Origin of the sequence: Mucilaginibacter sp. PAMB04274, from assembly GCF_039634385.2 — a bacterium.
Classification (GTDB): domain Bacteria; phylum Bacteroidota; class Bacteroidia; order Sphingobacteriales; family Sphingobacteriaceae; genus Mucilaginibacter.
Genome location: NZ_CP155081.2, coordinates 4,821,222 through 4,847,782, shown reverse-complemented (window position 1 = coordinate 4,847,782; position 26,561 = coordinate 4,821,222). Strand labels below are relative to the sequence as shown.

The window sequence follows — 26,561 nt, the reverse complement described above, 5'->3', positions numbered from 1 at the left end:
TTTTGAATTAAACGAAATATTCAGGGTACATGTTATCCGAGATGCATTGCACTCCTTGGGCTATACTGTTATCTTTAAAAGGATACCATTTAAGTTGGTCGAAAAGCGTTTCTAGTTTGAAGCAAGCCTCAAAATCGGCCTGCGAAACTTCATATAGGTTTCCATCAAACTGTCCGGAAACGGAGAACCGGATGATCTGCGGCGTGATCCATACGAATAAAGAAATATCGGTAATCAATACATGCCCCGGCTGCTCCAGGTTGGAAAAATGAGCAACGGGAGTCTTAAATTTTGAGAACTCGTTACCCCGATAAGCCTTACCTGGCTGCGGCTGCGGGTCTTGGGCTGTAAGATTACCAACAGTGATACCTAATTGACTAAGCTTAGATTTAAGATCATCTTTATTTGTATAACGGATGCCGGCCCTGAACTCATCCCCGTCATTGGCATGCCCGCCCGCGGCTCTGATAAAGTAAAAATAACGGAGTTGTGTGGCCCATCTGGTTACCTCTTGCTGCGAGTGCTTTTCAAACAGATACGTTTTGGATAATTTGCAGCTCATCTTTCGCTAAGTGGTGTGGTTTTGCGCCATTGCTCAATGGTCAAAAGCGAGTCCTGCATGGGGTCATAATATCGAACGTCGCGGGTTTTGCTGTCTACAGCAAAAGTATAATAAGCCACGTAACTGCCGCCATTATTCTCCGCTACCTTTATCCAGTAGTATAGGTCTTCTTTAGTTGGTGTTGTTTCGGCATAGACAGACAAGTGTCTTTTTCCTTTACTCGCTTTTTCAACTTCAGCCATCTTACGTTTTACCTCTTCCAAGTCCATCACCCGATCAACAGCAGCTTCTTCAGGTGTTGCTAAAGCAAGTTTGACTATTTCTCGCTTGCCAAGAGCCGCCTCTTTTTTGGGAGAAATCTGACAGGCTGTTAGTACAAGGCACGATAAGCCCCATATCAACAAAAAATTTGAAATACTCGTTTTCATTAGACTATTGTTTGGCTAGCTTTAAAAATTGTTGCAATGCCGCTAGCACGTGTTGCTGAAATCTGACGGCATGCAGGCTTTGCTCAGTTAAATACGGCGATGAGATAATGGTAAAAGTATTATCGGGTCTATTTTTGGCGAACACCCGATATTGGTAAGCGGCCCTCACATTCATGACCGGGACAATGGCCTGTACTTGATCGAACCTAATTTGGGTCGTCTTAATGAGACCAAACAGCTTTTTATACATCATTTGTGCAGGCCGGTCAAATATGATAGCGGTACGGACAAACACCCACAACAATACTAGTACACTGGTAAAAATGAAGTATAGCGGCCATAGGTCCAGGACGTCATCTATCGTCAATGTATCCTTAGAAAGGTACCCGATAAATGCGAACCATACACTCCTGGTTACAGCAAGTGACGCACTGATCAGATACAATACGCCATATGGATATATGATCACTTTCTCTGGCGTAATTTTCCAGCGTCTTTGTACTATACTTGAATAGGTCATGCTTTTACACGGTTCAATTATATATTTGGCCAAATGGTCGATACCTGACCTCAAAAGTTGAATAATTTGTTTTTTTCGCCATCATAGTTGCTAAACATTTAAGTGCAATATAGGTTTTTCAAGTATGATACATCTCCCGCTAGCTACCCTGCCCTAAAATCCAAATTCATGATTTTATATAGTTCTAGAAGGCTGATATTTGCACCTATTTTCCTGCTCGCTTTAATGTTTACTGTAACCTCGATCTGTAAAGCACAAGGCAAGGTTGTTGACTATTACACCCAGGCGGGTAAAGCCAATTTAACTAGCTTATGGCATGCACCGAAGATCTATTATGTGGGTGCGCCCGAGCCATGGGATACCTTTCCCGAGCCGATCGGTTTTATCGGCAGCAATTACCAGCGGTTTTATATTCACTACACCTCAGTAGTAAAGGATGCCAGTAATCCCTACCTGTATAAGGTTCAGGGTAAAACACGCGTGAAAAACAACATATGTAGTTTCAGCGGGACTATTACCGTTAGGCAGGCTAAAAGACATTTGGAGCCCAACACAGAATACCCGCAGTATAAATACGGTTATTTGATCTGCGAAGTCGATTTGAAGGAAGATCCTAAGCAAGCCGGAAGCGGAACGATTACAGGTAAGATGACCACAAATTGGTATATCAAAGAGCAGGGTCAGTTTGCCTATGATACCCTGGAACCTTTCGATGGCTTCAGTAACAACGAATGTGTGGGCCGCTGGACGCCTTATAACGGTGGCCCAAGCAAGGTGTGCAACTGGGGTGATTTCCGTATACCGCAAAGCGGCAGCCTGGATACTGGTGTGGGTGAGTTTTATGTGAGCGATAAATATATCAACAATGGATGGCAAAATTACATGAAAGCTTTGCTGGCAGGTGATGGTAAAGCCGATGGCAAAGAAGCATTGGCTGAAGAAAAGCGGGCCTGGTGGAATGGCAAATAATGAGTCCGCCCATGAGTTTACATGCTTAATAGAGTAGAAAAAATGATTCCTGAGACAGTCGAAGAGTTATTGAATTGGTTAAGCATTAATTGCTATGCCGAAAATTACGCGATAGGAAAGATCCGGATTTTCGAGGGGTATGGGCTCGATTTTGATAACGACGCTTATGTAGGGTATTACACCGAACGTGGGCAACGGCAAAACTTTGAGCGTTTTGAAAAGGAAGAAGCGGCTGTGGCTTATGCATTTGGTATCATCAAGGCCGACATTTATGCAAACCGGCATATGATCGGCTTTGTTAAAACGGAATCTGAACTTCAAAGCTTAATGAAAGAACTGGATAATCGCGGAATAACCTATATCAATGATGTACTTTTCTATAGTAATCAACCTCCGAGGGACAGGTTCCGTGTGTTTGCCTTCGGTTGTGACGTCCGAAAGGTCAAAGACCTGGAAAAGCGGTACGCCTACCGTGGAATCGAGCCGTAATAAGATAAATACAGGCAGTCAAATACGCAAATACAGAAGTCGAGCGAGATAGCAGATGTTCAATACGCAGCAAAATTATGAAGCGGCCAAACGCATTAAGCAAGGGCAGACTTCGATGAATAAGAGATTAGCACCTTTGGCTAGCTGGATCAGCGAAACCTACCAGGTGCCTATCATCAATATTTTATACGGCGTTGGAGAAGTTAACCGCCTGCCATGGCTGGAAATATGGTTTGAGTTTTCAAGGGATCTTGACCAATGGACAACCCAGCCCGGCGCGATGGAACTTGATCATGGTAAGCAACAAGCCATTGCTCATCAGTTAAATCAATTACAAGATGACCGCAGCGCTCATGGAATACTGAGCTGGTTGCCGGACCTTGGTGCAAGGCGTTTTCAAACCGAAGGTCTTAGATGTTATGGATGCTCTTTTGAAGCGATAGCTCAATTGGAAGCACATCAGCGTATTCCTAAAGCTTATATACAACAGTTGCAAGATAGCATCGGCCCTGATTGCCTATGGAAGATCGATAATTCTATGGGAGCAGCCATCTTTTTCACCTATACCAATCAAATACTTGAAAAGGTAACAGCGGACGGGACGCTTGAGCGCTGGACAACCCGATATTATAATCTGTTAAAGACCTATGATGAGTTTGATTATATTTCACAGTCCGATTTAAAGATTATCCTGGACAGCAAGGAGAATTTTGATAAAAATTATCAGGGCAATTGGTACTATTATTACAAGTAGGCGCTCAGCTATTTCGCTTTATGTTAAAGATTGGCTCAGCCGCTATTGGTGGCTTATGGCTGGCTTTAGCCTTTTCGTATTGTATGATGTCGTTAAAGGGCAATACTATCCAAATTCATCTACAGCAACGAAAAGCAGCCGTTATAACCGAACGTTCTTAAATCGATTAACACTTATATTGGTCGGCGCACTTGCATTGATTTTGTTTACTTTGTTGTTGGTCGGGCTGCTATATTGAAAGACGTAACTTATGAAATTGGATGGTATGTTTGATGAAACGCCCTTGAAGTGGGGACTCAGAGGCGACCCGCATTTATGGGATGATTTGAGGGACGAGGTGCGGCACCATCCGGGGTTTGATACGGCAGATGACTTTCTGTTATTTTTGAGAGCATCTATCGAACGCGCTATTGGCAAGCCATTAATAGAAGGGCAGTATCCTTATGTTGAAAAGTTCAACAGCGGCGGTATGTCTGGCGGACGTATCGATTGCGGATTTTGGCTGAACACAGCACTGCCATTGTTACGATTCAGGTTTAGTGTGCATTTGTGAAACCAATAGTAAGCAGCTTCTTTTAATGGCCAACATTGTCTTTGCAGTATGAAACAATTGCATTGACTTTGGTATTTAATTCAACATTTGAAGTCGTTCAGGAATTTAAAAATGGTAACCTTAATTACAGTTAAAACATGAAGCAGTCAGTTCGCATAATTTTAGTTGTGTTGATATCCGTACATGGCATTGCCTGCAATGAAGGGCCGAAGCACGTTAGCTCTGAGGCAAAGCAAACAGATACCGTCGAAAGTAAAACCACGGTACAGGAGACGAAAACCTCTGATGAAAATGCCTTTCCAGCCTACACAGATCCGGTGTATAAATCCTATATCTCAGCAACACTCAAAGCTTTAATTGAAGAAAAGCTTCCGGGCTGGAGGTTGCCTCCGTCTGGTAGTTGGGAAAAATATTGGTTTAACGCCTACAAGAAAGCTGATGCTTTAGTGGATTATGCAAGTGGAGACTTCAATGGTGACGGCAAAGCTGACTATGCACTGCTACTGGAAAATGAAAATCACGCTTTCATCGTTTGGGTGCTGCAATCTCAGCATGATGGTTATAAGGCCGTAGAGCTGACTCAACTGAACGAGACAACATTACCTCTTGACACAGGACTGGAACTGGTGGGTAAAGGCAAACTGAACCACCTGAGTATGGACGATGGCGTTGATGGTGAGAAGACTATGGAATTGCAGCACCCGGCCATCCAGGTTTCTTACTTTGAGGCTTCGGCAGAGATCTACTACTGGAAAGATAACAAATTCCAGTCTGTTACTACGGGCGACTAACCTGTTGTTTTTGATGAGAACAGAGCTGCTTTAATGCATTGATTCGAAATACCTATATGCATATATCCGAAATACGCCGGATTTTTGCTACCCAGGATCAACGTCACATTGAGATGATGGCCAGAAAAATTCTGACGCAAAGCAGATCTCATGCATATATGCACGAACTTAGCCAATATGCCAATGAGTTCCATGATTTACTATCAATAACTGCTCCTGCAAATAAGGAATACCTTGCATAAGTCTATATACTTGCTGAGCATTTAAAAGAATTAAATATCGGAGCTTGCGCATGTTCTATCATTCATAAGCCGATGTACAATAGCCCAGAACGACTTGGCGGTATATTGGAAATATTACTTGAAAAGTTTATTGCAGAGGAGTATTGTATATACATGCACTCCAGGTGTTTGGCTTGCAGGAAATAGTACGAATCAAAAAATTATGAAAGCGGATTCGGGCAAAAATTCATCTGGAGCGAATACAAACCTGCCACTTCTTGATTCGTCCACAAGGCCGGATGTAATTACCCCGGAAAATCTGTCCGATACTACTTTATAAAACGCATCAAAATCTGCTGCACCTTGAAGTATCCTGCAATGGCCATTGGCTGTAACCAGCCACACATCAAGGAACCTACCTCTTAGAGCATTATCATTTTGGCGCGCTACAGCCACTGTTGTCTGTTAATTTGGATAAGCAGGAAGCCAAACTCACGAAGCTTTGGGAAAAGGACAACAACGGCGTTCCGGATGCGAACGGATACATATATTACAGGGGCAACTGGATGGAAGATTATCTGCACCTGGGTGGGTACCAGTATCGCCAGCAATATAGAGAAGAATAGCTGGAAGATGAACTGAACGCTTACTATTATGTGCAAACCAAAGCCCGGGCAAATGCTATAAAAGGATATAGCTACATGCTGATCAAAGATAGAGGTATCACTTTGAGGGCAAACTTTACATTGTTGATGCTACTAAGACCAGCTCACCAGCTATGATAATAATCAACTGAGTGGGTGGAATGCGCAAAGCAGCCGGTTAATTTGGCGGCATAATGTTAACTCTTTAACTTTCGTCTATAATAAAAAGAAGGTTTTCTTTACTGAGGTAGTGTTGTACAGAACTTCTTTGTAGCGGACAATCGTTCCAATACCGTTTAATATCGACTTAAAAAATTAATGACTACATCGCTTCAAAATCTTCAAATTATGTAAGATTTGGTAGGATTTTGCCCGAGCAGGGGACATTCTGTTTGAATTTTCAACAAGTGTAAAAACGACAAACGTTTAGCGCTTCTAAACTGATGTTGCGGGCGTACTGTATCTCACCGATCTGTATATTGCAGAATAATTAAATTTGCATGAACAGATCAACCGAAATCTACCGGCGAAGAATCAATCTGGTGATTGATCACCTTAACGATCATCCGGATCGCTCTGTTTCCCTCGAAGAACTGGCTTCAGTTGCCTATTTTTCGCCTTTTCACTTTCACCGCATATTCGTTGCTATGATGGGTGAAACCGTCAACACTTTCACGAACAGCATGCGCAATGAGAAAACTGCGAGGTTGTTAAGGTTCTCTGAAAGATCAATTGCTGATATTTCATCGGAATGCGGTTTTTCGTCCTCAGCAACCTTGTCGCGTTCATTTAAACAATCCTTTGGCATATCACCCGACCGGTACCGGAAAGGTGAAGATATCAAAAACAGCAAGATTCGCAAAGATTTACAGCCCGTAACCGACTATCATTGTAACTTGAAGCAGAAGGAACTGGAGCAACGTTTTCTAGTGCAGATAAAGCAACTGCAGGAAAGAAGGATCGCCTACATTAGGGTTACAGATGCTTTTAAGGAGGGCGTGGTTATTGCTGCATTCGCAAAACTGATCGATTGGTCAAAGGGTGCGGGTTTGTTTGGATCGGAGAGAATATTCGGGATGTCGAAGGATGACCCGGAAGTCACGCCAAAAGAAAAATACCGGTATGAAGCGTGCATCACATTGCCAAAGAATTTTAAGGTAGGCCCGGACAGCCCGGTCCAGGTAACTGTTTTACCGGCATGTAAATACGCTTTTACTACGGTATCCGGCGATCTCAGTTTGGTTGCGGCAGGCATCAATTATCTGTTTGATACCTGGTTAATCAATAGTGACTATGAATGCGAAACGCAGCCCGGCCTGGAGGTGTTTTGGATAAGGAGAATGTATGTAACTGGAGCAATTTCGATCTGCAAATTGGTATCCCGGTTAAACAAATTTATAACGCTAAGGCAAAGAAATTATAGTAATGAAAAAAAAGTTTTGCTTACCATTAAGTAGATAATTGTATTTTTTCATTTTGTTGTTTTGCCGAACTAGAAGCTGCCAGTTGATATCACTGGTTCTTCAGCAAACACAGCAATTATAGAAAACCAATCAACAATAATGAGAAATGTTCAAATTATTTAATCAACCGGAGATCTGCACTGTTTTTGGGCAAGCTTTAAATGCACTGCTCCTTGGCATGATAACTTAAAATATGCAACTTAAAATCAGGTATCATCTGGAGATACAATCTCTTTTGCCGGTAATTTATAGCTGTAATCTCCTCTAAAAATTACACATTCGGCTAAATGTCTTATGCAAGGACATTCGAATTATTCGCAACTAAATTTGAACATTAAGCTATCTTATAACGATCTCTTTTTCAAAAAAATAAAAGCGGATGTCTTGTGCCGTGAAACTGATGTGATGTTGACTCAATGAATGATCCGGTCGCTTTTAATAGAGGGTTCTGGTATAGGGCGTCCAGCCATTTCCATTAATGTTACTTCGATCATTTCACACATGGCATTAAGCGCTAAGTCATTGGCCTCCATACCGAATGGTTCCTCAATTTCATCTGCAATGGCTTCAAAAGCCACAAAGGTATAAGCAATGAAAACAACAATAAATGGCATTAGCCATCCCAAGGTGTCGACCAGACCAAAAGGTAATAGGAAGCAATACAGGTAAACGGTGCGATGGAGCAAGACCCGGTAGCTGTAAGGAATTGGTGTCGAGGCAATTCTTTCACAGCCACCAACAATGTCTGAGAGTTTGTTCAGATTAATATCAAACGCTGTTTGAAGTATACTATCTACTTTTTGTTCAGTTTTGGCACTTTGCACCCAGTTTCCCATAGCCTTTAAAAGCATAATCGGCTTAAATTGAGCAATTGAAATCGAAGAAAAAATATCAAGCGGAAGCCGTTGCTTTAGGTCGGGGTTTGCATCAGTTCCACGTAACTGATGTTTAAGGGCATAAGTAAAAGAGATTAGTAGTTGAATAAAATGGTTCACATGCTGATCAGACGGTAGATAACCAGTCATAGTGAGCGCCTGACGGGCTAGGGAACGTGAATCATTTAACAGCGAGCCCCATAGTTTCCGGCCTTCCCAAAATCTTTCGTAGCTGGCATTGTTCCGGAAGCCTAGAAATAAAGCCAACGCAATTCCGAATAATGTAAACGGCGCTGGATTAAGGGGTATTTTAAAGGAAAAAACGGCACCATGGAGATAGGCTATGCCGATGGATAATGCAAATAATAATAGTAATCTGGGCAGAAGCTGCGGCAATACCGAACCGTGCCAAACAAAAAGCATTCTGAACCAGTGTTCTCTTTTTCGTATGATCATCTTACTTCAACCAGGTTATGAGGCGTTTTACAAAGTTAGCTATTGCCTTTTATGCGCCAACTGCCCTTCTATGTTTATCTTTTTTATAGCGGCGGCGACAGCAAATTCTGTCCAACAATTATGATTATGACCGCAACGATACTGACAAAGATCAGCGTATGACGATGCGGGAAAGCTTGGCTGCCGCCATCAGTGTGACAGAAAGCTATGGCAATGGCCGTAATACAACACCAAGCATGCTAGAAATACTGATCAATAGGCGTTCTTAAACCTGAACAGTACGACGTTATGCCGCCGCCGGCCGGGCTTTTAGCATCAATTTATACCGTTCAACCTACAAATACAATCTACATGAGGATGATCAGCATACTGAAGCAATCAGCAAAGATAAATGCTCTGATGATCAGATGTAATAGGCCGGTCGTGATAAATTAAACAGAGAGCCGAAAACTATCTTTCCGTGGAATTGCCAAGTAAGCGAACATACGCAAACACCCATAGCTTAGGCATAAAGTGCGAATAAAGTAATTGAGCGCTGAAAAGGCAGATCGTTTGAAGGATGCTAATAGAATAATTGAACGGTGCAGCTGCCGATAAGATTAAAACGCAAACAATTCTTTTGCAATTCTATGAACTGAAATTATGATCGGTAACCAAATAAACCTAAATGGGTGTACACGCTAATCGTTTGTTAGCTAATGCCCTTTAACAACGTTGACATTTGTTAAAGGGCACTCATATGGGTAACTATAGACTAGAACAAGCCGCCTAATCCACCACCTAAAGACTTGGAGATGCTGTCAGGCGTGATGCTTTGATCATTCGGATCATTCGCCTTATGGGCAAACTTTGCCAGAATACCAGGTAAAGCTGCCGCAATGGCGCCGGTTGCTGCCGGCGGTAAGCCTAATTTACTGCCCAGGCTGCCTACCAGTCCACCGGAGATAGCATTGGTGATCGGGCTACCAGAACCCATGCTGCCGGTGAGCATTGATAATAACCCACCAATGCCACCTTGTTCGGCTGCCTGGCTTTTTAAACCATCATTGATATGTGATGCAACTTCGTTATGAACGGCATCTGCCTTATCGGCCGGAATAGCGCCCGATACTTGCGGGTTGCCTCCCAGCTGGTTCTTTACAAGATCTAAAATTTGATCAAACATGTTGTGATTTTTTAATGGTTACGGTTTAAACTTCCTGTGGTGCCTCGCCGGCTACTTTGTCTGTAACCGATTTTACAGCAGTCGATACAGTATCCGACACCTTGTCTTTAAAAGCACTGATCTCTTCAGCCGGGATTTTTTCCTTTAAGGTATCCCAGCCTTTGTTCAGGTTATCTGCAATACGGCCGCGCACTTCGCTGCCGCTTTCTGTCACAAAGAGATAGGTCACTGCAGCTACGGCAGCTGCGCCTAACAAAATTGGGATGACCAGGTTGTTATGATCTTTTTCTAATGGGTTTTTCATTTCATTTGTTGTTTATAGAATGCCAACAGGATTCTTAGTTCGTTAATTAATTGAAATTCTTTTTATATCTGAGTAAGGTACTGGCTATAAGCATAACCTTCTTCTCCCTGGTCTGTACGGACCAGGCTCCATTGATCATTGGCGCGGCTCACTACAGTGATGACTTCGTTGTGCGCAGCCTTGCCAACGATCGGCTGATCGGTTCCCGGCCCTTTCCTGATATTCAGATTGGAGGACGTCGTCGTTACTTTAGCCTTGGTGCCCGCAGCGGCAGAAGCATCGATGTTGAGGATCAGGTCACCGGCGCGGTAGTCGGGATCGATTTTGTTGTAAATATCCCAAAGGGAATCTTTTAAGGCGCCGCTTGCAACACTGCCGTCGATATATAGAACGTTTTCCTGTTCCCTTACCTGCAAATTGCTGACGCCGCCTGTTTTGGCCGCTTGAATCAATTCTGCATATTTTTCCTGTAATGCCATGGTCTTATTTGTTTATGGTTAGCTGATTGTTGATCTTCTTGGGATGTAAAGCATTGAGGGACATCATCAGCTTCTGAAGCCTTTCCCGGGAGATGTTACCGGTCAGGGTAACTACTCCGCTATCAACGGAAGCATTCACGCCTGGAAAATCTTTGGTAGCATCCTTGACATTGTTGGTTAGTTCCTCATCGGCTGAGATCGTCACCGGTGCAGGCGCAGTAGCTGTAGTATCTGTGATGACCGTATCTGCCGCGGAAGCCTCCGTTTTGGGTTTGCCTTTACAGGCAGGAAATTGGATGGCAGCTATCGTTAGAGCTACAATAAGTAATGGTTTGAAAAGGTGCTTTTTCATTTGATTGTGAGTGTTTGATATTTTTTGAAAGCCCGGTGAAAAAATTTCACCGGGCTCATCTTAATTGGTGTTGCGTTACGCTCTTGCTGATAGAGCGCTATTAAGTACTTAGCCTTATGGCGAAACATTTTCTATAAAAGATCCTTTTTATCCGGATCGATACGTTCCGCTTCTACTTCGGTACTGCGCAGGGTATCTTTGATGGTTTCTTCTTTTTCCTCTACTTCCTTGGTCAAAGAAACCTCTTCAACTACCCGGGCTTCTTTACTGACCACTGGTACTTCCGCATGTTCGGTCAACTCGAACTCCTGTTCTTGAAAGGCGCCGGCATCTGAGGCATCCAGCGGACGATTAACCGCCGTACGTTCCACATTTACATGCTCTTCTCGCAGGTTAACGGTTTCCTGGGCTGGGCGCTCTACGATACGGCTGGTGATCCTGGCGCCGCCTGTTTCTACTTCCTGCTTGCCTACTTCCAGGTTTTCTTCAATAACCGGGATCGTATTGCGGTCATAGAACTTATTCTCATTGAAATGATCATGGGTATAAAAATCCTCTCTGTTATAAGCAGTGGCAGCGCCAGCCAGGCCAGCCACACCCGGGCCTTCAAAGATGTGCCTGATCGTTGATTCTGTTTCCGGGCTTACATTGCCTTTTTCATAAGCAGGCAGTCCGGCAAGCTGTTCAGCGGTTACCGGAACGATCACCACTTCGCCATCATCATAAGGATCATAAACACCATCTTCGTCCAGATCTGCGTCGAAAACCGAATCGGTTTCCAGTTCGCTATCGACCCGGTCTTCCACTTCATGCTCTTCCTGGGCGTTGCCATTGCCGTCTTGCACATTTCCATCATCGTATAATTTTGCTAGACCTATTGGAATAAGGACTTTCTTGTCCTCATCCAGCCCTAATTTATTACCGTCAAGGTCGACAATGAGGTAGCGAACGCTACGTGACTGGGGATCAAAAAGCAGTTCGTCCACTTCGCCAATCTGCTGACCTAACTCATTTTTGACGTCCCAGCCTTTGATATTAGGCTCTCCGTCCACGATCTCGAAATCGCTGCCACCCAGTTCCACCAGGTGGTCATATTTATTCTCTTCTAAAGCCATGACTTAATTTAAAATGTTCTTAATCGAATTGATTATTGTTTTGTCGGGAAAGCGACGATTTCCACGTTACGGTTCTGTTGTCTTCCGCTGGCAGTTGCATTACTCGCAACGGGTTCTTTTTCGCCGAAAGAGTGGATGGATACCTTACCATCTTCAACGCCGCCGGTTTTCACCAGCCAGTCTTTTACCGCAGCGGCGCGCTCGGCACCCAGCTGTTTATTGTGACCGGCCGTTCCGGTAGAATCGGTGTTCCCGAACACGCCGATGGATGCGCCCTTATAACGCTTGTTCAAAGAGGCAACGATTTGTTTGAGCTTTGCCTCCGCACTGCCTTGAACTGCATTCTGGTCCGTTGCAAAAAGAATGTTCTCTCCCAGGGTATAGATCGTATACTCATCGTTTCCGCTTACGGATATATCCTTGTCGGTTACATCAGGGTCGGATGATTTAGGAGCATTGAAATCTACCTTGTTCCAATCCGGCTCGGTTGCGGCAAGCGCATCTTCCTTGTTCAGAGTCGTGTCCGTAGATACCGCAGTTGAGTCGGTGGTGACCACGTCCGCTGTTTTGTTTCCGCATCCTTTAAACAGGAATAATAAAATTGCCAGTGCAATGATTGCCAGTAAAAGCCAGAGCCACCAGGGCGTTCCGCTTTTGGGTTTTACTTCTAAATGAGCCATAATTGTTTTATTGTATAGTGTTGAAATAATAATAAGGGTAACCGGTAGACCTACCGCTTACCATAGTGTTTGTTTATATTTTGTCCGGATCTGTTGTGTCACGGTATGTTTTTTCCGTGCGCGGTATTTCTTCGGTATCCACCTCGGTATGGCGAACGGTATCACTAATGGTTTCTTCCCGTTCCCATACTTCTTTATCCAGGCTTACTTCTTCCACCACGCGGGCTTCTTTGGCAACTACCGGTCTTTCGGCATGCTCGGTCACCTCAATAGTGCCTTCTTTAAAACCTGCAAAATCTGCTTCGGTAGCTACGCGGTCTACGGGCTTACGCTCAATGTTTACGTGTTCCTCCCGCAGGCGGATGCTTTCTTCTACCGGGCGTTCAACGATACGGCTGCGCATTCTTACGCCTCCGGTCTCCACTTCTCTTTTGCCTACCTGCAGTTCTTCCTCGATTACCGGTATGGCACCTGTTGTATCCGTCGCTGACGTCCTTGCTTTTTCAGAGAATTCATTAACATCGACGGCTCCGTAATTGTCCAGGATCTGAACGGCCTGCAATGTTTCATCTTCCGTTCTGGCGTGAACAGTTATTGTACTTCCATTTTTAGCTGCTTCTATGTGAGAGGTCGCTTCGTCTTTATCATCAAACAGGTTGCTAAAGAAGTTGCTGATGGTATCACCGAAGCCTTCATCATTGTTTGTGGCGGTGTTGCTTCCATAAGCGGCAGAACCGCTGGTACTGATATCCACGTTTTCGCTGCTGAAGCCATTGGCCAACAAATAAGCCCTGGCTTCCTGAGCCTGATTAACGCTTCCAAAGATTCCAATTACTGTCTTTGACATGATAGATTGATTTTGATTGTTTATAAACTGAGATTAATTAATTACAAAATTTTTGCACGGGGCATTAGGTGCCCGGCACATTGTTGTTATAAAATTTTGCTCTTAGCCCGTAGCAGGGCCCCTTACGGGTAGATATATTATTATTGCTCTTGACCCGTAGCAGGGCTTTCTGTCCGGGTGACGGTCACTTCCTCTTTCCGAAGCACTTCGTTAACCGGAACCGTATGCGCTGTTCTGCGTTTGGTAATATGGATTTCTTCGACCAGCAACAAGCGTTTTACCATAACCTCGCGTAGCACTGGTATAATCGTAGTATCTCCATCCAGACGCATGCTCGGCGCTTCGCCATCAATGTATTGATTGATAGCTTTCTTTTCCACGATTACCTCTTCTTTTAAAACAGGGATATCAGCGGTGTAGTTTTCCGTCAATACCTTTTTCGAAATATTGACCCGGCCGGCTTCCACCATTTTGGTGCCGACATGGAGATGCTCCTTGACTACAGGTATCGTTTCCGTGACCGGATTGATACTAACCTGGAGCCGCTCGTCTTTGTTTTCACTAATCATTTTCCAGTTTCCCATTGCTGTTCTTTAAAAGCTTGACAAAGTTCTCGCTGCATTGCGCTTAGTACAAAGCAACTTTATGATGTTTTGTTTTAAAAGAAATATTTTTTACGAGTGGTTAATGTAATATTGCATTTGAATATCGTTTACAATGACAGTTCTTGTATTAGTAACCATTGATATAAAACCATTTGGAAGTAGTACAGGATAGGTCTATCAAGGTACAGAACGCTTCCGGGTCAAGGAGCTGAGACAAAATATCGCGTTGTTTGTCATAGACTGACTAGCTGACCAAGCCCTTTTGGCTGGCTGATTTACATGAAATTGTGATAGTATTTCATGTGAATACTGTGATTGAATAATCTTCCACGATATGAAGCGGGTTCGGACAATGAGAGGTGGAGCCTCAACCAAACAGGATGTGCCCACTGCCGTTAATAATGCAACTCAATTATTCAGGTATTGTGCTTACAATCATAGAGGTAACCAAATCTGAAAGCTTTCCCTTACTGATGGGCTTCCCTATAAATCCTTTTAACAATGAATGTTTTTTCGTTTTTATTGAATAGGTGCCAGTAACCGAAGCGGAAGTTACATAAACACTACAGGCTTTTTTTTGCGCATGTTCCCTTAAGGTAATTTCCTCTATGAACATTTAAAGATCAAGCTCAGGCAGGTGCAAATCCAGCAAGATAATATCGGGTAACCATAATTGTTGGCCATCGCATACGGTTGAAGCGTTAAGAAATGCTAAGGCATCATCATAGAAATTTATTTTGCCGGAGAAGTGAAGCTTGTTTAACATTATTTCAACAATCTTCTTGAATATGGGATCTCCATCCACCACAGCTAAGGAACGCATTGATAAGTCTGGTTTACAAAGGCTGTTTACGATAAATAAAAAAATAGGTTATGCTAAAATTGAATGATACCGGCGGACCTTGACTTATAGGATGCATTTTTATTTTAAAGAAACATTTATTGCCGTCTTTCGTAAAATCGCTTTCTAAAACTTGTAAACCCTTTAGTACTCCTCTTCTTATCAAACAATGACAGGCACTCCTTTACACATTGCACAGGAAGCAGACAGGCTCCGGGTGCTGAGTGAATTTGACTTAGATTATGAACTTTTGCAGGAAGCATTCAGTGGCTTGACCGCAATAGCTGCTCAGGTAACCGGCGCCAACGTTACGCTTGTCAATCTCATTGATGCGTACAATTCATGGACCGTTGCACAAACGGGAGCGGCAATGGGTCAAATGGACCGCGAAGAAGCAGTATGCCACTATACGATAGCAACTGGCCAGGCTCTCGAAATAAACGACCTTTCTAAAGATAAACGCTTTAAGCACAGGCCCTATGTAACACAAGCGGGACTTCGGTACTATTATGGTGTACCCCTCAAAGCGATTAATGGCCAGCACATCGGTACCCTTTGTGTGCTGGACTCGGTGAATAAAGAACTCACATCTGACCAAAAGAACCTTCTGCACCTCCTGGGAAAGGAAGTCATGGCGCGCTTAGAAAATCTCAAACAGTTGAAACTGCTCAAGAAGGCTAACCGGCAACTTTTGCATGAAAAAAAGATGGTGGCGCATGATATCAGGGGGCCAATTGCCGGTATCATCGGCTTAGCACAACTCATCTGTGAGCAGGGCGAAGACAACGAGATGGAAGAAGTGCTGGAATATTTAAAACTGATCAAAGACAGTGGCAATTCAGTTTTGGAACTTGCCGTCGAAATATTGGATACGGACCAGCGGCAAACAGAGCAGTCTGCAGAACACTTAACGAACCTTTCTCTACTCAAGGAAAAGATCATTCACCTTTTCGCACCCCGGATCAAAGACAAAGGTTTGAGCTTTTCTATGCAGGCATCCATGGAAACAGACTCCGTGTTTTTTCCAAAGGAAAATCTCCAGCAGATTTTAGGCAACCTGATTTCGAACGCAGTCAAATTCACGCCAGCTGATGGTAAGATAACGGTAGAACTGGAACTGGTTCCCGAACCAAATACTTACCTGCTGAATATCATTGTTTCCGATACAGGTACCGGCATGGACCAGGAAAAAGTCGCATCCATTTTGCAAGGTGCAGCACTGTCTACTGAAGGGACGAGCGGGGAGGTTGGCTACGGCCTGGGCTTAAACCTGGTAAAACAATTGGTTCAAGACTGCCATGGAAAACTAATGCTATCCTCACAAAAAGGGATCGGTACGACTTTCAAGGTGAGCATCCCGTTTGATAAGTAGAAAGATAAGCGACATAACTTTATAAAAGGCAGCAAACGAAATTTCGAAAAAGTGAAAGTAGTCAATCAGGGAAAAGCGCAGCCAGGCTATCAAAAACTGTGGCTAGGATACAAACGCTTTGTGGAAGAATCTATTCAAGGCGACACTACCTTTCAAGACAAGGATATTCCTTACTGGAAAAATAAACTTTTTTCAAATAGTATTCTGTATTCACTCCCGATTAGCCTGTTCGCGGTCATTCCCAGTATGATTATCGCCTATAGTATGGGACATTTGTTGATACCTGCCATGGACTTTTTGGCGTTGGCGTCGATTACCATAATTACTTTAAGCCGTAAAATCAGCTTACAATTCAAAAAAGTGTTCGTTGCGGTGGTACTAACGGTACTGGCATATCTTCTAACCATAACGCTGGGATCTTTTGGCATAGGCAGCATTTATTTACTGGCAATCAGTGTTTATATCGCCTTGCTGTTCCCCACTATGTTTGCCTATAGGTCGATAGTTGTCAATTTTTTCTTTTATGCCATTATTGCGTTGCTGATTCATTTCAAGCCGTTTAATTCTCCGCTCGATAATCTTAACCTACTCTACTGGATTGCTTATTCGCTGAACTTTCTGTTTCTTAATATCATCATTATTGTTCAGGTATGTCATGTTATAGGCGGGCTGGAAGGAACCATAAAGGAAGAAGGCCGCTTGCTCAAAGAGTTACAGGCGGAAGTAAACGACAAAGCCCAACGCAATAACATGCTGAAGGAATCAGAAGGGCACTACAAAACATTGTTCTTATTAAACCCTTCACCCATGTGGATTTTTGATCCGGAAACTTTAAGATTCCTACAGGTCAATGATGCTGCGATAACCAAGTATGGCTATACACAAGAAGAGTTCTTAGAGATGACCATCGAATGCGTTGAGGCAGAAGACGTGACTAACAATTTGCCAGACAGCTTAAAAAGTACGCTTAGAACAGATGAGGCTTTTCAATACAACACAGAACATTGCCGGAAAAACGGTGAGCGGGTTCATGTGGAAGTAAGCTGCAGCACAATTCCTTTCAGGGGGAATTTAGCCTGGCTGGCCATCGGCCGAAATATATCAGCACAGATAGCGTATACTCGGGCGATTGAAAAACAGAATGTCAAGCTACGGGAAATTGCCTACATGCAGTCCCATATCATTCGGGCACCACTGACCAGAATTATGGGACTGTCTGACCTCATTACCCAGAACGTCCAGGAGGCGCCTGATCCAAAGCTGTTAGATTACCTAAATACCTCTGTAAACGAGCTTGATGAGGTCATTAAGGCCATTGTTAACCATAGCGAGGAAATCATATTATCACCCTTAGATATGGAATAGTTACTTTCTAAACCACTGCTATTAATGGTGTGTCTCGTTATTAGTCAATTGAGTGATTGATTTCATCGGACGATATCAATACAATCAATCGTACATATATTCGATTAAAGCAGTTTTTTTGATCCCAAAAACTATAGGACGAGTCAAGCAAGAGGGTTTGGCTCGATCCTGATGGGAAATTTTTAAGTTAAGATTTGGACATTTGAATGAATCGCGCTACTTTGTTAAAATTGCAGTCATGATCTTTTCTATTATTTATGTGAGTAAAGCCCTTCATCCAATGAAAAATGAAGACCTTACTGACCTTCTTGAACAATCACGTTCCTGGAATGAAAGCTTTGGCATTACTGGCATGTTACTTTACATTGACGGGCAGGAGCCGGGTCGAAAACCGGGTCGCTTTATGCAAGTTATCGAAGGAACACAGAGCGATATCATGTTGCTTTTTAACAAAATCAAGGAAGATCGCAGACATCACCAAATTACGGTACTGCATGAAGGTCGCACCGGCAGGCGCCATTTTAAGCAATGGTCCATGGGCTTCAAGACGATATCAGATAATGCTCTCGGTAGGGAGGGCTTTATCGACTTTGAAGATGCTTTTTTAAAAAATAAGCGCCAGCCTAAATTTAATATGGCTTTTAATTATTTGAAGTCCTTTTATGAAATGAAGTTATGAAATAGCCAATCGTTAAGATAACGGAAAGGCCCCATCCTTTTCAAAAGAGCTGCACAAAGGCATAGTTAAATAAAATAACTTTGTTCATTTTTATCTACAGGCAGCAATATCCGGCTAGAGATCATCTAGGTGAAGCTTGCTAATACTCACTGGTAACGAAACAACGTCAGTGAATGTAATTGATACCAGCTGGGTTAGCAAAACCGCTTAACATTAAATGTAAGACTGGCGACTTTGCTCAGCTGTGAAATTGATTGAAGTTAAACTTTCCTTGGAAAGCGGCTTAACCACAAAAGATTTGAGGAAAGAAAATCGGCTTGCACGTGTATGATCCAATGGGTCTATGGAAGAAGAAACGATATAAACAGGAATTGGCTTAGCTAAATACGGATACAGAAGCTTTAAATCTTCTAAAAAGTCCCAGCCGCTGTATTCAGGCATATACAGATCCAAAAAAATCAAATCGGGAAGTGCTTCGATAATTTTTAGATGCTCCTTCAAAAAGCTAATTACACTTCGGCCGTCCAGACTATGAACGGCATCAGGGAAAATAGCGTAACGCTCAAACATCTTTTTCATGATCAGATGTTCTATAGGGTTGTCATCAATCATGATAAGTTTGGCCATCCTATGTAAGCGTAGTTCAAAAACAAACACGATTCCTACGGGTGTTTGATTTTGCAAAGTTAAGGATAAAGTTGAATTAACAATTTATGCGCTGTTTTTAGCGGTGTAAATGCCGGCAGCCTAAACCAAGATCAAATCTTATCAGCGGTTGATCTAGACAGTGATTAAGATATATATAATTAAAATTATAGCCTTTTGAAGTAATACTTCTATTAAAATTTAAGAAGCGATTAAAATTAATTATCATTAGAAAAAAATGGATCAGCATGTCACATCAAGTCCTCGACCGCTTACGGGCCATTCAAAGATTTCTACACCTGGAAACCAACAAAGATGCAGAGCTTCAGGAGATTGCTGATCTATCAGCTGAATTGCTGAATTGTCCGCTTGCTATTATAACCTTAATAGATGGAGATCTTCAACATGTGCTTTATAAAGGTGGAACCGAGGTTAAGGACAACATTAAATATAATGCGTTCAGGCAAAATGTTGATTATGGCGGGTCACTGCTTATTATACCAGATACCTTGAAAGACCCTGCGCATTCGGGAAGTATAACTATAGGCGGTATGCTTGACATGCGTTTTTACGCAGGAGCAGAACTTCGTTCACATGACGGACACCGGATCGGCAACCTCTGTGTGCTGAATACTGAACCGGGAGACCTTTCGGCAGCTCAGCAGCAATTACTTAAAATGCTGGCGAAGCGGGTAATGGAGGTAATTGAATTTGAATACAGCATCAATCTGTTAAAGGATCAGTTCTTGCAAACCAGAGAAGCAGAAAGCAAGCTTCGTTATGTCTTTGAAAGTTCAGAAGCTTGTCATTTGCTGGTTAGCTGGGAAATGATTGTGCTTGACTTCAACAAGCATATGTCCGCATTCATGAATCTTGCTTATGGAGTTCCGCTTATTGAAGGGAAGAGAATCGGGCATTTCATTCATGGACAAGCGTTCGACGACTTTGTTATCAATTTCCGAGTTGCTTTAAGTGGTGAGGAAGTGCGTTTTCAACAGGAAGTAACTTATCAAAACGGAGAAAAAGTATGGTGGTTGATCACTTTTTTGCCGTTCTACAATAAGGATGGTGACATCGTATGTGTTTCATTTAATGCGACCAACATCAACGAACATAAGATCAATAAGGAACTGGTCATTGCGCAGCATCGGTCGCTTCGTCAGATTGCTTTTATACAATCCCATGAACTCCGGAAGCCGGTAGCGACTATTTTGGGTCTCATGGGAGTCATGAGAATGGAGTATCAAGTTCTACCATATGAATTATTGATGATGGAGGAAGCCACTAAGGAGTTGGACAGTAAAATCAAGATGGTAATGGATCTAATTGTTTAACTCGATATAGAAGGGTATATACGTTACTTCAGCTTATCTATCATGGATAAGATTATTGGACTGGCTACGTTCTTGTAGATAATATATTTCCGTTGTGGCTGATGTATCGAAGTTGGACTTTAACTGGTTGGATAAATATAATCGGCAACATGTTTAAGCCCCGATTCTCGATCTGCGCTCGCACGCTCGATCCTCCATAAAGAAAAGTGAGCCATGTGGCGCAATATTTGCTAAAATAGCTGTAAATTTTGTGTTTATGAAAATGATTAGTGAGGATGATAGGGAAACGGACATTATATCCTACTTGGATCCCAGGCAAGTTGAAGGTAGTTTAGATCATCTTGCTGAAATGCTTTTCAAGAATCTTGGCTGTTCAGATATACTGATCGCCTTTAAAGGTTGGGATGGATTGTATACAGCTGGTTATTTCGGATTGCAAAGTCCCCAGGATAGCATTCGCAAATGTTTAAATGATATTTGGACAAGTGCTAATTATATATTTCCTCATGATTCTGCTTCTCATCAGTTACAATATGTTCCATTACAAGGATACTGGAGCCACTGCTACCTCTCTCCGTTTGTTGCTGAAAACACCCAATTGCTCGGTTATACCGTTCTTTTAAACCAAGATAAGCTGCATTTAAGCACAGCGCAGTTGAATATCCTAACTCTCTGCAACAATATAATCTCCTGCAAAATTCAGGATATGGCGTCAGTTGGTTCACTGCAACAGCAATTACGGGATCTTGAATCGACCAAGCGAATGCTCGCACATGACATCCGCAGTCCACTAAACGGCATTAAAGGCCTGATTCAACTTGCTGCTGATGATTTAGCTAAAAAGAAGATGGATGATCTGCCACTTTATATACAAATGATAGATGAGAGTTCAAGTTCGTTGTTAACGATGACGGAAGATCTTTTAAACTCTACGATACTCTCCGAGTCCCATATAAAAACGGTTGAGGATCATTATACTTTAAAAACTTTTTGTACGCAATTACAGCGCTTATTTAAGCCGAGGCTCGTTCGTAAGCAAATAGATTTTGACTTTACGATTACTACGGAGATGTCAAATGTGCCCTTTTTCAAAGACCACACTTTTCAGATAGCCAGTAACTTGCTCTCGAATGCCATTAAATTTACTCCCGAAGGCGGACATGTGTGGGTCAGGCTGGATTTGAAAGTTGAGCTTGGTCATAAAAAACTTTGCATCAGAATTGCAGATAGCGGTGTTGGAATGGATGAAAACGCAATCGAATCGATTTTAACAGGCTCCGGTGCCCATACAATAGGAACAACGGGAGAACAGGGCTTTGGTTTTGGCCTGGTTGCTGTCCGGGACCTTATTGAATCAGCTAAAGGCACCATGAAAATAAATTCTGATATCGGCAAAGGGACAACCTTTGATATTGTTTTACCCTTGTTGTAACGGTGACGATAGTGAGCAGTTATTCAGTTGGTATCTTAATTTGTAGTTATGGTTCTGTTGAAGCAAAGCAAGCCGGAAAGGTTTAATTGTGATTTCAGTAAGCACTGAAAGGGCTTTGATGATCCTACAATAACCGGTAACAACACATTGCTGTCAATCAGGTGCACGATAACCAGTGTGATAATCACAAGAATTACTTTACTGGTCACTGCGGCAGTCGCAAATGTAATGACCGCGCTCAAGATCAATGCGGTCAGAACACCGATATAAGGGATGATATTGAACAGGCCGGTAATCAGCCCTACGAGAAATGCATATTTAATCCCCATTAAAAAGAAGGCTATACTGACAACATATTTGCGGATAATGTACTGTACCTGTTCAATAATATCGTGAACAAGCGTTTTATTATCTTCCAGGAACACGATTGAAGTCAGGGATAAGGCAAGGGGTTTGACGTATCTGCTTCCAAAGGTTGGGGGATCGGTTTAAAAACCATTCAAAACAGGTTAAGTTGTTAAACGGCAAATAAAGATACACTCTGCGACAGGCACCGGTACCAGCGTAAATATATCCATTCCTAGTCAAAAACTACTGAAAGAGATCGTTTAAGTTAATGTTGTAAGAACCATACTTAGAAATCGGGTATTATATAAAAATTACGGTTTCACTGTTTGCTTACAGCGCTAAAAAAGCATTCTAGGTATTAATGTTGCTTAATTCGACAAAATGTGAATTGATTCAGGTTTTCATGTGGTGATGGAAGGATAACAATGGATAATTTAAAAATTTTATTTAAATGCTAGGTAACCTACTATTGGGGCAGGCAGACAATTCTTGCGATGAGGTTCTGATTAGATCTGCCACATTCATTCCAAATATATCTGCAATTTTAAACAGTGTTTCCAATGTGATTTTGGAATAGCCAAGTTCGTATTTGCTATAAGCATTTTGAGAGATTCCCAACTGAGATGCCACATAGTCCTGGCAAAAGTTTCTCATTAATCTTTCTTTGCGAATGTTAACTATGGTGTGCTGGCAGTACTTAATCATAATCGGTCAATGACTTTGCAATAACAGCATCTAATACTCTTTTGTTTTTCCGGTGCCACGCGGATGAATTTGTTAATGGTTTAAGACGAAGCCAGGAGCAATTTTTTCAATTCTTTAAAACTCAGCTCCGAGTAGTTGGGTAAAAAGAAATGGTTATTCTCCTCATTATAGTAAATGTGCAGATCCGGAGCATCAGCTGCTGAGATTACCCGAACTCCGTCCCGGTTTAAAAGATTTTCTTCCTCAATGAGTGAGATGTTATAATGTTTTTTCATTTTCAAGCGGTTCCTATTAAGCTTTATCAGTTGATCGAATATATATGCTTTAAAAAAAAGGATTCTTAGCTAAATATGTTTTATTCAAACTTGCATGGTACAATGCGCTCTGTAGACGCATGACCAATAACACTGAAACTTCCAATTTTCAGACTATCCATCAAGCCGATCATATCCATCGCATGAATACCCGAATTACCAGTTCTGGGCGTGTCAGCGTCATGGAATTTAGTTTCGCCAAATCCCCGCAGGTAGGGTGCAATCGCCCTGTAGCCGGCAGCCATCAGAACAGGCATCACTTTTTCCCAAGTAGTAGCATCATCCGGCCAACCATGCAGCAACAGTAGCACAGTTTTTTCGCTACTGCCCATTTCATGATAGGCTATATCCAACAAATTTGTTGATGCGTGATAAATCATGCTTACAGTGTTTGGGTTTTAGTTCTGCCATGCCAGTCGGTAAGCAGCACCACAGCGCCGGCCAGGGCCGTAAAGCCTAAGTTGAATAGTAGGGCTTTTTTATCTTTGCGAAACGGTTTCCAAAAGGATTGCAGTGCAAACTGAGCTATATTGAATGGATCTATTTTACCATGCGTGGTAAACGGAATAACAGGTTTTACCGCTGCCGGATGATCACTCAAAGCTACATAAACGAGTAGTGTTAAGGCTTCAGCCGCATACAGGCTTTTCACTTTTTTATTCAGGCCCAAAACGGTGGGCAGCGTTAGCAAGCTGCCCACCAGTGCATAGTCTGACAGACCATGCACCTTGGGCGATATGGGTTTGGTATTCATAAACAGTTGGGTATGAAGGTTAGCTGATTTCTTCTTCTTTTAAGGATTGCATATCAATCACATACCGGTAGTGTACTTCCTGATCCTGCATTTTGTCGAAAGCATTGTTGATATCCTGAATCTTTATAATTTCAGTTTCGGGCAGAATATTGTGCTCGGCACAAAAGTCCAGTACCTCCTGTGTTTCGGCAATGCCGCCAATCAGTGACCCTGCTATAGTTCTACGGTGCATAGCCATGTTCATGTTGTTTAAGGCTTTGGCATACGGAGCCAATAAACCAACCGTAACCAGTACACCATCTTTTTTAAGCAGATTGATATACGCGTTCACTTCAAATTCATCGGGTATGGTGACTAAGATAAAATCCAACGTTAGCTCCTTTTTGGCAATGGCTTCCTTATCGGTAGAAACGAGCACCTGGCCGGCACCAAAGCGCTCGGCATCAACACGTTTTTCTTCGTCCCGGGTAATGGCGGTAACCTCAGCCCCCAGCGCTTTGGCCAGTTTGATGGCCATATGGCCCAAACCACCAACGCCTACTACGCCTACTTTGCTGCCTTGTTTAATACCCCAGTGTTTTAAAGGCGAATAAGTGGTAATACCTGCACATAATATCGGTGCAACTGATTTTACATCCAGCGCGTCGGGTATGCGCAGCACAAAGGATTCTTTCACTACTATTTTGTCTGAATAGCCGCCAAAAGTGTTGTAGCCGCTGCCATCCGGTTTCATAGGGCCGTTATAAGTGGCTGTCCAGCTTACAGGGCCTTCGCAGTAGTTTTCTTCCTCTTCCTGGCAAGGATTGCAGTGCCCGCAAGAATCGATCATACAACCTACACCTACGGTGTCGCCCATTTTGTATTTAGTAACGGAACTGCCGGCCTCAATCACTTTGCCAACAATTTCATGGCCGGGAACACAAGGATATAGAGTATTGCCCCAGTCGTTTTTAACCTGGTGCAAATCAGAATGGCAAACGCCGCAATACAGAATATCAATCAGTACCTCATCCGCTTTAGGTGGGGTACGCTCAAAAGTCATCGGCTTTAAGCTGCTGAAGATAGAGCCGGTAGCACCGTAGCCCTTAGCTTTTAAGGTTTCCATAGTAAGTAGTTTTATTAGTGTAATTGTTTAACTATCAATTAACAATCAGACTGTAAGGCAGTTTAGGATACTTTAGGTATTTTTAAAATTTGCTACAACCAGAAGCTCTTTACACTAGAGTTACATTTTTTTCCTGTAGTGGTGCTTTTGGGCGCCTGGTAAATTAAAGCCGATTGAAAGAGGAGCCTGACACATCATTTTTTTATCAGCGTCGATACCAAGGCGATCCGTTGATGCGTATACTGCACCATGTAACTAGAAGTTACGGCTTAAGAAAGGTAACGTGCATGTTACTGACGGTTTAACAATGCTTCACAGGCGCAATCATGAGCGCAATGCCGAAGCGATTTCCAGCCAGGCGGAGTCAACAACCGGTCGTATCTATTTAAGCGGAACCCAATTGGGTACCTAGGCACGAATTTTTTTCAGGCAAACGTTACGCGGTTGATTCCGGTAAAATCAAATTCCCTCCTAAATCAAGAAGCACGCGAACAATTTGACGGATCATCCAGTTCCATAAGGCATGAACAAGAGCTGTATTTTCATACCAGATATTCAAGCTAAGGTCAGGACTGATAATTACTGCCATCAATGCTGCCTCAGTATTATCGGCCTGTAACAACGGACAGCAAAAGCAGGTGCAGCAGCAACCCCCCAGCAGATACCGCTACCTTTTCAAGCAATTCTTTCAGAGCAGGTGTAGGAACCGCGGAACAATAGATTCTACACGCACAGATCAATTTCTTAAACAAAACAAGTACGTTTCTCATATCCCGGTTTTTAAAAAAGCAAATAGGATACAAGGTAATTGCGAACTATAAGTGAAATAATTTGTATTTACCATTAAACTTCGAAGACCTATATTATGATCCCAATAAATGACCTTGTTATACCGGCTGCCCGTAAAGGTGAAATACCGGTTTTACAAGAATTGATTAAGCAAGGCGCCAACCTCAATATCAAAGATGAAAAAGGTTACACCCCTTTAATTATTGCCTGCTATAACAACCAGTATGAAGCCGCAAAACTATTGCTGGAGGCTGGGGCCAATGCTGATGCTGGCGACTTGGGTGGTAACACAGCACTCATGGGTGCAGCCTTTAAAGGCTATGCTGAAATTGCCGAATTACTGATCAGCCGTGGCGCCGATTTAAACCTGCAGCACGGCAACGGCGGCACGGCCTTAATGTTTGCTGCCATGTTTGGCCGTAATAACCTGGTCAAGCTTTTGCTTCAAGCCGGTGCGGATAAAAACATCCGCGATGCGAGAGGGTTAACCGTAGTTGATCTGGCCGTTCAGCAAAATAATGAAGAGGCTGTTCAACTTTTGCAATAATCAACATTTAAGTTATACCAAAACAGCCCTGCAATAATTGCGGGGCTGTTTTGGTTATA

35 protein-coding genes are annotated in these 26,561 nt (G+C 42.7%); 14 read left to right on the top strand and 21 right to left on the bottom strand.

Going from position 1 to position 26,561, the window contains the following annotated elements:
- Positions 1 to 7: 7 nt before the first annotated feature.
- Genes ABDD95_RS20720 through ABDD95_RS20710 form a run of 3 tightly spaced genes read right to left on the bottom strand, consistent with a single transcriptional unit; the run spans position 8 to position 1,510 of the window.
- Entirely contained in the window at positions 8 to 562 is a 555-nt protein-coding gene (locus ABDD95_RS20720) for a hypothetical protein (RefSeq protein WP_345949265.1), read from the bottom strand.
- Positions 559 to 990, bottom strand: a complete 432-nt coding sequence (locus ABDD95_RS20715; RefSeq protein ID WP_345949264.1) for a hypothetical protein — start codon at positions 988 to 990, stop codon at positions 559 to 561. The genes ABDD95_RS20720 and ABDD95_RS20715 overlap by 4 nt, the downstream gene beginning before the upstream one ends.
- Positions 991 to 994: 4 nt before the next feature.
- The gene (locus tag ABDD95_RS20710) at positions 995 to 1,510 is read right to left on the bottom strand and encodes a hypothetical protein (protein ID WP_345949263.1); all 516 of its coding nucleotides are present in this window, start codon (positions 1,508 to 1,510) and stop codon (positions 995 to 997) included.
- Between the two features lie 225 nt (positions 1,511 to 1,735).
- Here ABDD95_RS20710 and ABDD95_RS20705 point away from each other — a divergent pair, with 225 nt between their 5' ends.
- The 8 genes from ABDD95_RS20705 (at position 1,736) to ABDD95_RS20670 (ending at position 7,388) form a co-directional block, all read left to right on the top strand.
- A complete protein-coding gene (locus ABDD95_RS20705; RefSeq protein ID WP_345949262.1) occupies positions 1,736 to 2,479 on the top strand; it encodes a hypothetical protein in 744 nt (247 codons plus the stop codon).
- Between the two features lie 42 nt (positions 2,480 to 2,521).
- Positions 2,522 to 2,968 (top strand): hypothetical protein, encoded by a 447-nt coding sequence (locus tag ABDD95_RS20700; protein ID WP_345949261.1) that lies wholly within the window; start codon positions 2,522 to 2,524, stop codon positions 2,966 to 2,968.
- 115 nt (positions 2,969 to 3,083) lie between these two features.
- A complete protein-coding gene (locus tag ABDD95_RS20695; RefSeq protein ID WP_345949260.1) occupies positions 3,084 to 3,722 on the top strand; it encodes a hypothetical protein in 639 nt (212 codons plus the stop codon).
- Between the two features lie 20 nt (positions 3,723 to 3,742).
- On the top strand, positions 3,743 to 3,883 hold the full coding sequence (locus ABDD95_RS20690; protein WP_345949259.1) for a hypothetical protein: 141 nt from the start codon (positions 3,743 to 3,745) through the stop codon (positions 3,881 to 3,883).
- A gap of 89 nt (positions 3,884 to 3,972) precedes the next feature.
- Positions 3,973 to 4,275 carry a hypothetical protein gene (locus ABDD95_RS20685; RefSeq protein ID WP_345949258.1) on the top strand — a complete coding sequence of 101 codons (303 nt, stop codon included), beginning with the start codon at positions 3,973 to 3,975 and terminating at the stop codon, positions 4,273 to 4,275.
- A gap of 137 nt (positions 4,276 to 4,412) precedes the next feature.
- A complete protein-coding gene (locus ABDD95_RS20680) occupies positions 4,413 to 5,066 on the top strand; it encodes a hypothetical protein (protein ID WP_345949257.1) in 654 nt (217 codons plus the stop codon).
- Positions 5,067 to 5,745: 679 nt separating this feature from the next.
- Positions 5,746 to 5,913 (top strand): hypothetical protein, encoded by a 168-nt coding sequence (locus ABDD95_RS20675; RefSeq protein ID WP_345949256.1) that lies wholly within the window; start codon positions 5,746 to 5,748, stop codon positions 5,911 to 5,913.
- 518 nt (positions 5,914 to 6,431) lie between these two features.
- Positions 6,432 to 7,388 (top strand): GyrI-like domain-containing protein, encoded by a 957-nt coding sequence (locus tag ABDD95_RS20670; RefSeq protein WP_345949255.1) that lies wholly within the window; start codon positions 6,432 to 6,434, stop codon positions 7,386 to 7,388.
- Between the two features lie 419 nt (positions 7,389 to 7,807).
- On the opposite strand, the gene ABDD95_RS20665 is transcribed toward ABDD95_RS20670, so the two are convergent.
- The 10 genes from ABDD95_RS20665 to ABDD95_RS20620 all read right to left on the bottom strand — a co-directional run bounded on the left by ABDD95_RS20665 (position 7,808) and on the right by ABDD95_RS20620 (position 15,095).
- A complete protein-coding gene (locus ABDD95_RS20665) occupies positions 7,808 to 8,725 on the bottom strand; it encodes a bestrophin family ion channel (RefSeq protein WP_345949254.1) in 918 nt (305 codons plus the stop codon).
- Between the two features lie 754 nt (positions 8,726 to 9,479).
- Positions 9,480 to 9,890, bottom strand: a complete 411-nt coding sequence (locus ABDD95_RS20660; RefSeq protein WP_345949253.1) for a hypothetical protein — start codon at positions 9,888 to 9,890, stop codon at positions 9,480 to 9,482.
- A 25-nt stretch (positions 9,891 to 9,915) separates the two neighbouring features.
- Positions 9,916 to 10,194 carry a YtxH domain-containing protein gene (locus ABDD95_RS20655; RefSeq protein ID WP_345949252.1) on the bottom strand — a complete coding sequence of 93 codons (279 nt, stop codon included), beginning with the start codon at positions 10,192 to 10,194 and terminating at the stop codon, positions 9,916 to 9,918.
- A 62-nt stretch (positions 10,195 to 10,256) separates the two neighbouring features.
- Entirely contained in the window at positions 10,257 to 10,673 is a 417-nt protein-coding gene (locus ABDD95_RS20650) for an SH3 domain-containing protein (RefSeq protein ID WP_345949251.1), read from the bottom strand.
- Between the two features lie 4 nt (positions 10,674 to 10,677).
- A complete protein-coding gene (locus ABDD95_RS20645; RefSeq protein WP_345949250.1) occupies positions 10,678 to 11,025 on the bottom strand; it encodes a hypothetical protein in 348 nt (115 codons plus the stop codon).
- Positions 11,026 to 11,156: 131 nt separating this feature from the next.
- Complete coding sequence (locus ABDD95_RS20640) at positions 11,157 to 12,140, bottom strand: PRC and DUF2382 domain-containing protein (RefSeq protein ID WP_345949249.1); 984 nt, start codon at positions 12,138 to 12,140, stop codon at positions 11,157 to 11,159.
- A gap of 32 nt (positions 12,141 to 12,172) precedes the next feature.
- Positions 12,173 to 12,820, bottom strand: a complete 648-nt coding sequence (locus tag ABDD95_RS20635; RefSeq protein WP_345949248.1) for an OmpA family protein — start codon at positions 12,818 to 12,820, stop codon at positions 12,173 to 12,175.
- Positions 12,821 to 12,893: 73 nt separating this feature from the next.
- The gene (locus ABDD95_RS20630; protein ID WP_345949247.1) at positions 12,894 to 13,667 is read right to left on the bottom strand and encodes a YsnF/AvaK domain-containing protein; all 774 of its coding nucleotides are present in this window, start codon (positions 13,665 to 13,667) and stop codon (positions 12,894 to 12,896) included.
- Between the two features lie 140 nt (positions 13,668 to 13,807).
- On the bottom strand, positions 13,808 to 14,251 hold the full coding sequence (locus ABDD95_RS20625) for a YsnF/AvaK domain-containing protein (protein WP_345949246.1): 444 nt from the start codon (positions 14,249 to 14,251) through the stop codon (positions 13,808 to 13,810).
- 637 nt (positions 14,252 to 14,888) lie between these two features.
- On the bottom strand, positions 14,889 to 15,095 hold the full coding sequence (locus ABDD95_RS20620) for a hypothetical protein (RefSeq protein WP_345949245.1): 207 nt from the start codon (positions 15,093 to 15,095) through the stop codon (positions 14,889 to 14,891).
- A 187-nt stretch (positions 15,096 to 15,282) separates the two neighbouring features.
- Here ABDD95_RS20620 and ABDD95_RS20615 point away from each other — a divergent pair, with 187 nt between their 5' ends.
- The 3 genes from ABDD95_RS20615 (at position 15,283) to ABDD95_RS20605 (ending at position 18,529) form a co-directional block, all read left to right on the top strand.
- Complete coding sequence (locus ABDD95_RS20615) at positions 15,283 to 16,485, top strand: GAF domain-containing sensor histidine kinase (RefSeq protein ID WP_345949244.1); 1,203 nt, start codon at positions 15,283 to 15,285, stop codon at positions 16,483 to 16,485.
- 51 nt (positions 16,486 to 16,536) lie between these two features.
- Positions 16,537 to 17,850, top strand: a complete 1,314-nt coding sequence (locus ABDD95_RS20610) for a PAS domain S-box protein (RefSeq protein ID WP_345949243.1) — start codon at positions 16,537 to 16,539, stop codon at positions 17,848 to 17,850.
- A gap of 238 nt (positions 17,851 to 18,088) precedes the next feature.
- Positions 18,089 to 18,529: a BLUF domain-containing protein gene (locus ABDD95_RS20605; protein ID WP_345949242.1), complete on the top strand. Its 441-nt coding sequence runs from the start codon at positions 18,089 to 18,091 to the stop codon at positions 18,527 to 18,529.
- Between the two features lie 213 nt (positions 18,530 to 18,742).
- On the opposite strand, the gene ABDD95_RS20600 is transcribed toward ABDD95_RS20605, so the two are convergent.
- Positions 18,743 to 19,156, bottom strand: a complete 414-nt coding sequence (locus ABDD95_RS20600; RefSeq protein WP_345949241.1) for a response regulator — start codon at positions 19,154 to 19,156, stop codon at positions 18,743 to 18,745.
- A 266-nt stretch (positions 19,157 to 19,422) separates the two neighbouring features.
- Here ABDD95_RS20600 and ABDD95_RS20595 point away from each other — a divergent pair, with 266 nt between their 5' ends.
- The gene (locus tag ABDD95_RS20595) at positions 19,423 to 20,508 is read left to right on the top strand and encodes a GAF domain-containing protein (RefSeq protein ID WP_345949240.1); all 1,086 of its coding nucleotides are present in this window, start codon (positions 19,423 to 19,425) and stop codon (positions 20,506 to 20,508) included.
- A 256-nt stretch (positions 20,509 to 20,764) separates the two neighbouring features.
- The gene (locus tag ABDD95_RS20590; protein ID WP_345949239.1) at positions 20,765 to 21,940 is read left to right on the top strand and encodes a HAMP domain-containing sensor histidine kinase; all 1,176 of its coding nucleotides are present in this window, start codon (positions 20,765 to 20,767) and stop codon (positions 21,938 to 21,940) included.
- 35 nt (positions 21,941 to 21,975) lie between these two features.
- Here ABDD95_RS20590 and ABDD95_RS20585 read toward each other — a convergent pair whose 3' ends face one another.
- The 7 genes from ABDD95_RS20585 to ABDD95_RS20555 form a co-directional block, all read right to left on the bottom strand.
- Positions 21,976 to 22,269 carry an AI-2E family transporter gene (locus tag ABDD95_RS20585; protein ID WP_345949238.1) on the bottom strand — a complete coding sequence of 98 codons (294 nt, stop codon included), beginning with the start codon at positions 22,267 to 22,269 and terminating at the stop codon, positions 21,976 to 21,978.
- Positions 22,270 to 22,735: 466 nt separating this feature from the next.
- Entirely contained in the window at positions 22,736 to 22,942 is a 207-nt protein-coding gene (locus ABDD95_RS20580; protein ID WP_345952119.1) for a helix-turn-helix transcriptional regulator, read from the bottom strand.
- 131 nt (positions 22,943 to 23,073) lie between these two features.
- Entirely contained in the window at positions 23,074 to 23,268 is a 195-nt protein-coding gene (locus tag ABDD95_RS20575; protein ID WP_345949237.1) for a hypothetical protein, read from the bottom strand.
- An 80-nt stretch (positions 23,269 to 23,348) separates the two neighbouring features.
- Positions 23,349 to 23,687, bottom strand: a complete 339-nt coding sequence (locus tag ABDD95_RS20570; RefSeq protein WP_345949236.1) for an alpha/beta hydrolase — start codon at positions 23,685 to 23,687, stop codon at positions 23,349 to 23,351.
- A 2-nt stretch (positions 23,688 to 23,689) separates the two neighbouring features.
- On the bottom strand, positions 23,690 to 24,061 hold the full coding sequence (locus ABDD95_RS20565) for a hypothetical protein (protein WP_345949235.1): 372 nt from the start codon (positions 24,059 to 24,061) through the stop codon (positions 23,690 to 23,692).
- 19 nt (positions 24,062 to 24,080) lie between these two features.
- Positions 24,081 to 25,166 (bottom strand): NAD(P)-dependent alcohol dehydrogenase, encoded by a 1,086-nt coding sequence (locus ABDD95_RS20560; RefSeq protein ID WP_345949234.1) that lies wholly within the window; start codon positions 25,164 to 25,166, stop codon positions 24,081 to 24,083.
- Positions 25,167 to 25,602: 436 nt separating this feature from the next.
- Positions 25,603 to 25,755: a hypothetical protein gene (locus ABDD95_RS20555; protein ID WP_345949233.1), complete on the bottom strand. Its 153-nt coding sequence runs from the start codon at positions 25,753 to 25,755 to the stop codon at positions 25,603 to 25,605.
- A 276-nt stretch (positions 25,756 to 26,031) separates the two neighbouring features.
- On the opposite strand from ABDD95_RS20555, the gene ABDD95_RS20550 reads away from it, so the two are divergent.
- The gene (locus tag ABDD95_RS20550; RefSeq protein ID WP_345949232.1) at positions 26,032 to 26,502 is read left to right on the top strand and encodes an ankyrin repeat domain-containing protein; all 471 of its coding nucleotides are present in this window, start codon (positions 26,032 to 26,034) and stop codon (positions 26,500 to 26,502) included.
- Positions 26,503 to 26,561: the final 59 nt, after the last annotated feature.

What these genes read in the sequence shown, in the direction of transcription:
- ABDD95_RS20655 (WP_345949252.1), bottom strand. Translation starts at nt 10,194, where the DNA reads ATGAAAAACCCATTAGAAAAAGATCATAACAACCTGGTCATCCCAATT.
- ABDD95_RS20690 (WP_345949259.1), top strand. Translation starts at nt 3,743, where the DNA reads ATGTTAAAGATTGGCTCAGCCGCTATTGGTGGCTTATGGCTGGCTTTA.
- ABDD95_RS20680 (WP_345949257.1), top strand. Translation starts at nt 4,413, where the DNA reads ATGAAGCAGTCAGTTCGCATAATTTTAGTTGTGTTGATATCCGTACAT.
- ABDD95_RS20550 (WP_345949232.1), top strand. Translation starts at nt 26,032, where the DNA reads ATGATCCCAATAAATGACCTTGTTATACCGGCTGCCCGTAAAGGTGAA.
- ABDD95_RS20555 (WP_345949233.1), bottom strand. Translation starts at nt 25,755, where the DNA reads ATGGCAGTAATTATCAGTCCTGACCTTAGCTTGAATATCTGGTATGAA.
- ABDD95_RS20590 (WP_345949239.1), top strand. Translation starts at nt 20,765, where the DNA reads ATGAAAATGATTAGTGAGGATGATAGGGAAACGGACATTATATCCTAC.
- ABDD95_RS20715 (WP_345949264.1), bottom strand. Translation starts at nt 990, where the DNA reads ATGAAAACGAGTATTTCAAATTTTTTGTTGATATGGGGCTTATCGTGC.
- ABDD95_RS20670 (WP_345949255.1), top strand. Translation starts at nt 6,432, where the DNA reads ATGAACAGATCAACCGAAATCTACCGGCGAAGAATCAATCTGGTGATT.
- ABDD95_RS20665 (WP_345949254.1), bottom strand. Translation starts at nt 8,725, where the DNA reads ATGATCATACGAAAAAGAGAACACTGGTTCAGAATGCTTTTTGTTTGG.
- ABDD95_RS20695 (WP_345949260.1), top strand. Translation starts at nt 3,084, where the DNA reads ATGAATAAGAGATTAGCACCTTTGGCTAGCTGGATCAGCGAAACCTAC.
- ABDD95_RS20685 (WP_345949258.1), top strand. Translation starts at nt 3,973, where the DNA reads ATGAAATTGGATGGTATGTTTGATGAAACGCCCTTGAAGTGGGGACTC.
- ABDD95_RS20645 (WP_345949250.1), bottom strand. Translation starts at nt 11,025, where the DNA reads ATGAAAAAGCACCTTTTCAAACCATTACTTATTGTAGCTCTAACGATA.
- ABDD95_RS20615 (WP_345949244.1), top strand. Translation starts at nt 15,283, where the DNA reads ATGACAGGCACTCCTTTACACATTGCACAGGAAGCAGACAGGCTCCGG.
- ABDD95_RS20640 (WP_345949249.1), bottom strand. Translation starts at nt 12,140, where the DNA reads ATGGCTTTAGAAGAGAATAAATATGACCACCTGGTGGAACTGGGTGGC.
- ABDD95_RS20595 (WP_345949240.1), top strand. Translation starts at nt 19,423, where the DNA reads ATGTCACATCAAGTCCTCGACCGCTTACGGGCCATTCAAAGATTTCTA.
- ABDD95_RS20625 (WP_345949246.1), bottom strand. Translation starts at nt 14,251, where the DNA reads ATGGGAAACTGGAAAATGATTAGTGAAAACAAAGACGAGCGGCTCCAG.
- ABDD95_RS20720 (WP_345949265.1), bottom strand. Translation starts at nt 562, where the DNA reads ATGAGCTGCAAATTATCCAAAACGTATCTGTTTGAAAAGCACTCGCAG.
- ABDD95_RS20585 (WP_345949238.1), bottom strand. Translation starts at nt 22,269, where the DNA reads ATGGGGATTAAATATGCATTTCTCGTAGGGCTGATTACCGGCCTGTTC.
- ABDD95_RS20630 (WP_345949247.1), bottom strand. Translation starts at nt 13,667, where the DNA reads ATGTCAAAGACAGTAATTGGAATCTTTGGAAGCGTTAATCAGGCTCAG.
- ABDD95_RS20570 (WP_345949236.1), bottom strand. Translation starts at nt 23,687, where the DNA reads ATGATTTATCACGCATCAACAAATTTGTTGGATATAGCCTATCATGAA.
- ABDD95_RS20565 (WP_345949235.1), bottom strand. Translation starts at nt 24,061, where the DNA reads ATGAATACCAAACCCATATCGCCCAAGGTGCATGGTCTGTCAGACTAT.
- ABDD95_RS20600 (WP_345949241.1), bottom strand. Translation starts at nt 19,156, where the DNA reads ATGGCCAAACTTATCATGATTGATGACAACCCTATAGAACATCTGATC.
- ABDD95_RS20710 (WP_345949263.1), bottom strand. Translation starts at nt 1,510, where the DNA reads ATGACCTATTCAAGTATAGTACAAAGACGCTGGAAAATTACGCCAGAG.
- ABDD95_RS20575 (WP_345949237.1), bottom strand. Translation starts at nt 23,268, where the DNA reads ATGAAAAAACATTATAACATCTCACTCATTGAGGAAGAAAATCTTTTA.
- ABDD95_RS20605 (WP_345949242.1), top strand. Translation starts at nt 18,089, where the DNA reads ATGATCTTTTCTATTATTTATGTGAGTAAAGCCCTTCATCCAATGAAA.
- ABDD95_RS20705 (WP_345949262.1), top strand. Translation starts at nt 1,736, where the DNA reads ATGTTTACTGTAACCTCGATCTGTAAAGCACAAGGCAAGGTTGTTGAC.
- ABDD95_RS20635 (WP_345949248.1), bottom strand. Translation starts at nt 12,820, where the DNA reads ATGGCTCATTTAGAAGTAAAACCCAAAAGCGGAACGCCCTGGTGGCTC.
- ABDD95_RS20650 (WP_345949251.1), bottom strand. Translation starts at nt 10,673, where the DNA reads ATGGCATTACAGGAAAAATATGCAGAATTGATTCAAGCGGCCAAAACA.
- ABDD95_RS20700 (WP_345949261.1), top strand. Translation starts at nt 2,522, where the DNA reads ATGATTCCTGAGACAGTCGAAGAGTTATTGAATTGGTTAAGCATTAAT.
- ABDD95_RS20580 (WP_345952119.1), bottom strand. Translation starts at nt 22,942, where the DNA reads ATGAGAAACTTTTGCCAGGACTATGTGGCATCTCAGTTGGGAATCTCT.
- ABDD95_RS20660 (WP_345949253.1), bottom strand. Translation starts at nt 9,890, where the DNA reads ATGTTTGATCAAATTTTAGATCTTGTAAAGAACCAGCTGGGAGGCAAC.
- ABDD95_RS20560 (WP_345949234.1), bottom strand. Translation starts at nt 25,166, where the DNA reads ATGGAAACCTTAAAAGCTAAGGGCTACGGTGCTACCGGCTCTATCTTC.
- ABDD95_RS20620 (WP_345949245.1), bottom strand. Translation starts at nt 15,095, where the DNA reads ATGCGTTCCTTAGCTGTGGTGGATGGAGATCCCATATTCAAGAAGATT.